6 protein-coding genes and 4 pseudogenes are annotated in these 6,900 nt (G+C 39.1%); 2 read left to right on the forward strand and 8 right to left on the reverse strand.

The annotated features are described in order from the left end of the window. Window positions 1-7 precede the first annotated feature (7 nt). The 3 genes and pseudogenes from OCV47_RS06250 to OCV47_RS06260 form a co-directional block, all read right to left on the reverse strand. A pseudogene (locus OCV47_RS06250) lies at window positions 8-1,243 on the reverse strand (MobA/MobL family protein). Continuing rightward, on the reverse strand, window positions 1,150-1,734 hold the full coding sequence (locus tag OCV47_RS16165) for a MobA/MobL family protein (protein WP_416888006.1): 585 nt from the start codon (window positions 1,732-1,734) through the stop codon (window positions 1,150-1,152). The pseudogene OCV47_RS06250 and the gene OCV47_RS16165 overlap by 94 nt, the downstream one beginning before the upstream one ends. Window positions 1,735-1,870: 136 nt before the next feature. Beyond that, window positions 1,871-2,773 (reverse strand): annotated as a pseudogene (locus OCV47_RS06260) (DNA polymerase Y family protein); the annotation flags it as partial. 238 nt (window positions 2,774-3,011) lie between these two features. On the opposite strand from OCV47_RS06260, the gene OCV47_RS06265 reads away from it, so the two are divergent. Further along, window positions 3,012-3,347 carry a helix-turn-helix domain-containing protein gene (locus tag OCV47_RS06265; protein ID WP_262654357.1) on the forward strand — a complete coding sequence of 112 codons (336 nt, stop codon included), beginning with the start codon at window positions 3,012-3,014 and terminating at the stop codon, window positions 3,345-3,347. 191 nt (window positions 3,348-3,538) lie between these two features. Here OCV47_RS06265 and OCV47_RS16010 read toward each other — a convergent pair. From OCV47_RS16010 to OCV47_RS16020, 5 genes and pseudogenes are all read right to left on the reverse strand, one after another. Then, window positions 3,539-3,658 (reverse strand): annotated as a pseudogene (locus OCV47_RS16010) (bacteriohemerythrin); the annotation flags it as partial. Between the two features lie 26 nt (window positions 3,659-3,684). After that, window positions 3,685-4,059, reverse strand: a complete 375-nt coding sequence (locus tag OCV47_RS06270; protein WP_262654359.1) for a desulfoferrodoxin family protein — start codon at window positions 4,057-4,059, stop codon at window positions 3,685-3,687. 27 nt (window positions 4,060-4,086) lie between these two features. Beyond that, window positions 4,087-5,007, reverse strand: coding sequence for an L-lactate dehydrogenase (locus OCV47_RS06275; protein ID WP_262654361.1), 921 nt, complete (start codon window positions 5,005-5,007; stop codon window positions 4,087-4,089). Window positions 5,008-5,057: 50 nt separating this feature from the next. Then, on the reverse strand, window positions 5,058-5,600 hold the full coding sequence (gene rbr / locus OCV47_RS16015; protein ID WP_226969065.1) for a rubrerythrin: 543 nt from the start codon (window positions 5,598-5,600) through the stop codon (window positions 5,058-5,060). Window positions 5,601-5,618: 18 nt separating this feature from the next. Continuing rightward, window positions 5,619-6,239, reverse strand: a pseudogene (locus tag OCV47_RS16020) (flavin reductase family protein); the annotation flags it as partial. Between the two features lie 302 nt (window positions 6,240-6,541). Here OCV47_RS16020 and OCV47_RS06290 point away from each other — a divergent pair. Next, window positions 6,542-6,900 (forward strand): transposase (locus OCV47_RS06290; protein WP_262654363.1); only part of this gene is annotated, 359 nt, incomplete at its 3' end.

Consider the following 6,900-nt stretch of genomic DNA (forward strand, 5'->3'; position numbering starts at 1 on the left):
CAGACTTCTATAAACTCATATCATAGTTCCGTTTTTTCCTCACTGTCTGTTGTTTTGCATCACGTTCTTCACACTCTTTCTTCTTTTCAGCCAGTTGTTTCCGAATAGAAGTCTTCTTTTCTGGTTTCCGCTCCGTCTCATTCACCGACTGTTGCTCTACTTTACTTTTTTTTTCAAGAATTTCTTCTGTCTGAACTGCGTGAAATATCGGGAACTTCACCTGCTCCTCCCTTTTTTCTTCTGAACTCCCGGAGGTATCTGTTTCTGCTATTTCCCGGTCACGTCTGGCAATGTCTGCACAACTCTGTACCTTTTTTACAAATGCAAGTTCATCCTGATAAGGCTGATTATCTGCTTTCAGCTCTTCGATCACAGATCGGAGTTCTTCTTTCTCTCGTTTCCACCTGGCTGTTGGCATCTTTCCATTTTTATCCAAATGCTGTTTCAGTTCCCGTTCACATTTGCGATAATAATTGATTTCTTTCTTGTGCTGCTGATAGTATTTCTCCCGTTTTTTCGAGAAAAAGAAATGGTTGTACTCGTCTATCAATGGCTGGTTTGTCTTTATTACTTCTGCCATCTTTTCCAGATTTTCCAATTTCTTTAACTGCTCTCGCTTTTCGGAAATTTCTTTTTTGCTGACTGATACAACACCATTCAGTTCATCAATCCTTTCCTGCAGATCCTCCATTGTCTCTATCTTATGCGTCTGGAGGTAATTGATGGATTTTGCAAACTCCTGTAAGTTGGAGAGACTCTTCCCTCTCCGTTTCATCTCCGCATAGAAATTTGGGAACGGTGGTCTGCCCTGCGTTTTCTTATCATAATAATCTTGCAAGCTTTCCAGAAGTGTCGGATTCTGCCTGCGATCCAGTTCGACTTTCATTTTCTCATACGCTGTCTTCATCCACTGAATAGATTCTTTCAGAGAAATAAACATCTGGTTGAACTGCTGGATAGCTCGGTTCAGTTCCCCAATCAATGTTTTAATTCCCTTTTTCTCCATTGCCCGGACTTCATACCCTTCATGGATCGTCGGAATCAGATCAATTCCCTGCTCTTTGTAAGAGCGGTGATCAATTCTTGCTGCCATGTGACATTCCCGGAATTTTTCGTTCACCTTCTCTGTCCACGCTCTTCTCTATTCCTTTAAAAGCTCCGTATCATTCCATCCGGTAGTAGAAACAGCATTGAATATATCCTTTCCTTTGGCATCTTTAATCCGATTTCCGTCTTCATCCAAAACATATTCCCGTTTCTGCTTGTTACCCCAGCTCCCATCTTCTGCAATAGGACGGATTGGAGCAAGTACATGAAAATGTGGATTATCTGGTTCACCTCATTCTTAGATTTCCCCTCATGAACTGCCAGATCTACAATCATGCCACGAGCTACGAACTGCTCCCAGCAAAAATCTCTCGCCAATTCTATATTTTCATCCAATGTCAGTTCATTTTGTAAAGCAATATCAAAAGAATAAGCTAACTGTGCCCGTTTACTTTTCTCTATCTGCTCTACCTCATTCCAAAGTGTTTCCCGGTCAGACAAACGTTCCGGCACATATTCCGGTGTCAGGATTTCTGTGAAAACCACTCCCGACTTTTTTGTATAATCATGCGTCTGTCCATAGTAATCGTTATAAAGCTTTTGCCCCGAAATATAAGCTGCGGAATTAACCACTGTCTGACCTTTTCCTCTGGAAACTTGCTTTACTGAAAAATGATACAGTGCCATTAGCCGTCATCTCCTTTTTCTGTTTTTTCAACTGTTTCTGCAATTTGCTGTTGTTCTTTGTGTAAGGCTGCTATGTGAACCTGTCGCACAATACTTTTGTTGTAACTACTGTTCTGTAACTGATCCATCTTCCCATGTTATCTCTTTGGGAATGAGCAGTCCGTCCTTTGAAAACTCTGCACCTGAATCCATTCTCACGAAGTCTTGCCGCAACACTCTCAGCCAGAATATAAAGAACAATCTTTACATCCTCATCGCATACTAAATCCTTTGGTGTCGTTGTGCTGTTTCCCACCGATTTAATTGAAGCGTGGGTATTCTCCAGTTTGACAGGTGAATCATCATAGCCATTAGCAAACGACCATAAGATACTGCCCATCTTTCCAAGGTGACTGTTAAGCACATCTTCATCTGCTCTTGCAAGATCACCTATGGTTTTGATACCAAATAATGCAAGCTTTCTGTTCGTACTTTTGCCAACGCATAGAAGATCTGCCACTGGAAGTGACCATGCCTTCTGCTTAAACTCACTCTTATACATAGTAGTTATTGCATCCGACTTCTTATAATCTGAACCAAGCTTTGCAAATATCTTATTGAAAGAAACACCAACACTCACTGTGATGCCAAGCTCTGACTTCATTCTCCTGCTGATTTCCTGTGCAATGAGCAATCCATCCCCTTTAAGGGAGCTGCTCCCTGTCACATCAAGCCAGCACTCATCAATCCCATATGGCTCCTGCCTGTCCGTATATTCTGCATATATCTCATGTGCCATTCTTGAGAACCGAAGATATAAGTCCATTCTTGGTGAAACAAATGTTATGTCAGGGCAGACCTGCTTTGCCTGCCAGAGTGCCATTCCTGTTTTCACACCGTACTTCTTAGCAATATAGTCGGCTGTTAAGACAATCCCATGTCTTGCCTCCGGGTCACCGCCTACTGCCAGTGGCTTTCCTGCAAGCTCCGGATGATGCAAATGCTCAATCGAAGCATAGCAACAATTGATATCTGAATGAAGTATTACCCTGTCTCCCATCTGCATAACCTCCTGCTGCATTTAATCTGTCACTACCATAACCTTTAGTCCAAGTATATGAGTAATGTTCCTTACAGGGCATAGTATAACCCCAAGAATAATCGACTGTCAACGGACACATGTGCCTTTTTTCTCATTATATTGGATTTTTAACTTGAATAATTGGCACTATTGCTATATACTATGGAGTGAAAAGAGACATTTGAAATCAACAAAATGAAAGAAAAGAGGCGTAAGTATGTACTCAATCGGAGAAATCATTTCATCATATAGAAAAAAGAAAGGCTTGCTCCAGCAGGATCTCGCTGATGAACTGGCAAAGGAAGGCATTACCATTTCCTATAAAGCCATATCCAACTGGGAGAGAAATCTTGCTGAACCAAGCGTTACCATATTTTACAAAGTGTGTAGAATCCTTGGTATTACTAACATGTATGAAGCATATTTTGGAGTAAATCCTGCCGATCCTTTCTCATCACTTACTGATGAAGGCAGAGAAAAAGCTATGGATTATATTAATCTGCTCCACGCATCCGGAATGTATGAAAAGCAGACTGCAACTCCTTTGCATTAATTTCTCATAATAATATGTAATGTCGGTTGAAACTGTATTACTACTAGCTAGTATACCATAAACATACTGTTTTTAGGAAGAAATGTCCTATTTCATCCATGTATGCATATTGTCAAGTGTATGTGTCATATTTTATATTCAAAATAAAAAAAGCTGCTACTCTCTAAAAAATAACAGCCTTTCTTACTATATCAGCCTTTTGGAATTTGACCATCGACATACAGAATGTGATTAACTAACCACTCTGTGAGATATTTTAAAATTCCCATAATCTGTTCATCTTGATCTTCTACCTCATCATTGTGTTGTTCTGTAACCTTAATATGTATAAATGCTTTTAGCATTTCCATAATCCATGCAGGTTACAATATGCATATACTTCTTCTACCTGTTCACCATCGCAAAGACAAAAATCTGCTACCGGCTCCTGCCCTGGATTTAACTGTTTTCTGTATATTCCATGGTTTGTATTTAATGTAATCCACTCAATGAAATGCTCTTCAAGCATTGGATGTTTTGTCTCTCCGACCACGACATGAACATGACTGCCTTCTATCGTATATACAGGTACATGCTTCTCGACAGCAGCATCTGTCACTCCGGCTTTTAATTCCTGCATAGGTTCTCCGCAACAAATTACAGGTACACCCTTATCCTTTACCTTTTCAACAATGTTTCCACAATGCTTACAAATATAATACCTTACTTCCATGCCTTTTTCTCCTTCCATGTGTAAAATTTATAATTCAATTGTCTCCATAATCTTTTTCAATGAATCTGCAGATTCCTTAAGCTTTAACGCTTCCTCGCCACGTAAATTAATAGGTATATCAGACTCAATACCATCTGCACCTACAATAGCTGGCATACTTAACGATACTCCGTCAATATCATATACTCCATGAATCATGTGTGATACAGGAAGTATTGATTTTTCATCTCTCATAATCACTTCGCAGATTCTTTTTACAGACATTGCAATTCCATAATATGTAGCGTGCTTTTTGTTTATAATCTCATAAGCACTGTTCTTGACTGCTGTAGCTATTTCTGTCGTGTTTTCCTTGTGCTTGTAATGTCCTCGCATTTCACACATTTCACTTAATGGAACACCAGATACATTGGCTGATGACCATGCTACAACTTCGCTGTCTCCATGCTCACCTACTATAAATGCATGAACACTCCTGCTGTCCACAGATAAATGCTCACCAAGCTTATATCTTAATCTGGCACTATCTAACACAGTACCCGATCCAATAACCCTGTTTTCTAGAAGTCCTGATAACTTTATGGCTACCTGAGTCAGGATATCTACCGGATTCGCAACTACAAGCATGATACCTGCAAAATTTCTCTTTGCTATTTCAGGAATGATTGACTTAAATATTGCTACATTTTTATTTACGAGATCAAGCCTTGTCTCTCCCGGTTTCTGTCCCGCTCCGGCAGATATTACAACAATTGCAGCATCAGCCACATCATCATAATCTCCGGCATATATTTTCATCGGACTTGCAAATGGAATACCATGACTGATATCCATCGCTTCTCCTTCTGCCTTGTTCTTATCTGCATCGATAAGAACAATCTCTGTAAACAAGCCACTCTGCATCAGAGCAAATACCGATTCAGAACCAACAAAGCCACAGCCTATCATTACTGCTTTTTTGAATTAATCACTTTCTTCTTCGTAATAATCTCATCTCCTTAATAATTCTCTTCATGTACTTCAAAATAGCTCTGTGGATGATTACATACCGGACATACTTCAGGTGCCTTAGTTCCTACCACAATATGTCCACAGTTACGGCATTCCCATACCTTAACTTCGCTCTTTTCAAATACCTGTGCAGTTTCAATATTCTTAAGAAGTGCACGATATCTTTCCTCATGGTGCTTCTCAATCTCACCTACTGCCCTGAATTTTGCTGCAAGCTCAGGGAATCCTTCTTCCTCAGCTGTTTTAGCAAAGCCATCATACATATCTGTCCACTCATAATTTTCGCCTTCAGCCGCTGCCGCCAGGTTTTCCTTTGTATCACCAATTCCTGCTAATTCCTTGAACCACATCTTTGCATGTTCTTTCTCATTATCTGCAGTCTTTAAAAACAATGCTGACATCTGCTCGTAACCTTCCTTTTTCGCTACAGAAGCAAAATAGGTATACTTATTTCTCGCCTGTGATTCCCCTGCAAATGCCTCCTGTAAATTCTTCTCTGTCTGTGTTCCTGCATATTTGTTTTCTGCCATCTCTTTTACCTCCGTTTTCTTTACTACTTTTTCAAAATCTGATGCCGGGTGCTTGCACAAAGGACATATAAAGTCATCCGGTAATTCCTCGCCTACATATTCATATCCGCAAATTCTGCAACGCCATATTGTCTGACCGTCCTCTGTTTTTCCAACCTCCTGTGGCTTAGGCTTAATATTATTCTGATAATAATCATATGTTACTGAAGGAACATTGCTTAAAACTTCCATATCGGTTATCTCACCGATAAACATCGTATGTGAACCCAAGTCCTCTGTTTTAGTAACTGTCACAGAAATGTATGCATTTGTACCTTCTGTAATATAATAAATACCATTCGTGCCCCTGGCACACTGCTCAAATGCTTCAAACTTATTGGTATCTCTTCCTGATTGGAAGCCAAAATGTTTGAACAATTCAAATTGTGCCTTCTGACTTAAGACTGATACAGTAAATTTTCCGGTTCTTTGAATCATATCATGCGTATAATTTGCCTTATTTACACAGATACTTAACTGGTTTGGTTCCGACGCTGCCTGTATGGCTGTATTAATAATACATCCATTGTCTTTTTCATCTTCCCTTGCAGTCAGTACAAACAATCCATAACTCAGCTTATACATTGCTTTCCCATCCATATTTTTCTCCCTTTATCTTCTCCATGTATTTTAAATGGTATTCTCTAAATAGCCATTTATTCTTATTAATTATGATTAATTGACCATAATTATTATATAGTATAATAATATTTTAGTCAATATAAAACAGTAATCATTCCTATTTTAAAGTTTAATATTATCATTTATTTTCAAAGAAACGCAAAAAATCAGGTTTAAAATTCATTAATTCAGACTGTAGACAAAGCCCTGCTTTTGCAGGGTTTTGCTATTGTTGGAACCGCTTTTCTGATATAATAAATATCAGAAGGGCGGTGTTTTTTATGATGACGAAAAATACAGATAAAAAAAGAGAACAAATGATGATGTTTTCCATGGATGACATGGTACCTCAAAACCATATGCTGCGATTGATTGATAAAGCAATCAATTGGAACTTTATTTATGATCTGGTTGAAGAAAAATACTGTCCGGATAACGGCCGTCCCAGTATGGATCCCGTCATGCTGATAAAGATACCATTCATTCAGTATCTCTATGGGATAAAAAGCATGCGTCAGACCATGAAAGAGATCGAGGTAAACGTTGCATACCGCTGGTTTCTCGGACTAGACATGTTAGATCCAGTACCTCATTTCTCTACATTTGGAAAGAATTATACCCGCCGTTTCAAAGATACAGA

The sequence above is a fragment of the Muricoprocola aceti genome (genome assembly GCF_025567005.1).
Taxonomy (GTDB): Bacteria; Bacillota; Clostridia; order Lachnospirales; family Lachnospiraceae; genus Marvinbryantia; species Marvinbryantia aceti.

Excerpts from the sequence above, each read along its gene's own strand:
- OCV47_RS06270 (WP_262654359.1), bottom strand. The coding sequence starts at position 4,059 with ATGGAAGTAAGGTATTATATTTGTAAGCATTGTGGAAACATTGTTGAA.
- OCV47_RS16165 (WP_416888006.1), bottom strand. The coding sequence starts at position 1,734 with ATGGCACTGTATCATTTTTCAGTAAAGCAAGTTTCCAGAGGAAAAGGT.
- OCV47_RS06275 (WP_262654361.1), bottom strand. The coding sequence starts at position 5,007 with ATGATAGGCTGTGGCTTTGTTGGTTCTGAATCGGTATTTGCTCTGATG.
- rbr (WP_226969065.1), bottom strand. The coding sequence starts at position 5,600 with ATGGCAGAAAACAAATATGCAGGAACACAGACAGAGAAGAATTTACAG.
- OCV47_RS06265 (WP_262654357.1), top strand. The coding sequence starts at position 3,012 with ATGTACTCAATCGGAGAAATCATTTCATCATATAGAAAAAAGAAAGGC.